Consider the following 394-nt stretch of genomic DNA (forward strand, 5'->3'; position numbering starts at 1 on the left):
GAGGTCGAGAACGGCCACGACGGCCCGTCCCACTTGCAGCAGCCCTGGTCGGCCGAGCGCCAGAAGTCGGGCGAGCGACGCTCGGTCACCGTCGGGCCGTACGGCGCCGCGAACCCCTGCGGGTCGAGGAGCTGGTCGAGGGCGACGGCGTGCTCGGGCGAGGCGAGGCCGAACTTCCACGGGACGAACCCGACGTCGAGCCGGTCGCGCAGCCGCTCGTGGTCCGGGTTCTCCCAGTCCACGACGTCGTAGAAGAACGCGCGCTCGTCGTCCCAGAGGTAGGTGTCCACGGCCTCGCGCAGCGCGGCGGCGCGGTCGCGGTACTCCGTCGCGGTCGCCTCGTCGCCGTTGAGCGTCCCGACCTCGGCGAGCGCGAGCATGTCGCCGTAGAGGT

At 72.8% G+C, this 394-nt stretch carries 1 protein-coding gene; it reads right to left on the minus strand.

Translation table 11 applies throughout. The features are described from left to right. Positions 1 to 394, minus strand: a 394-nt coding sequence (locus G3I78_RS50350; protein WP_239158506.1) for an alpha,alpha-trehalase, incomplete at both ends; no start/stop codon positions are given.

This window comes from Streptomyces sp. SID13726, assembly GCF_010548375.1.
GTDB lineage: Bacteria > Actinomycetota > Actinomycetes > Streptomycetales > Streptomycetaceae > Streptomyces.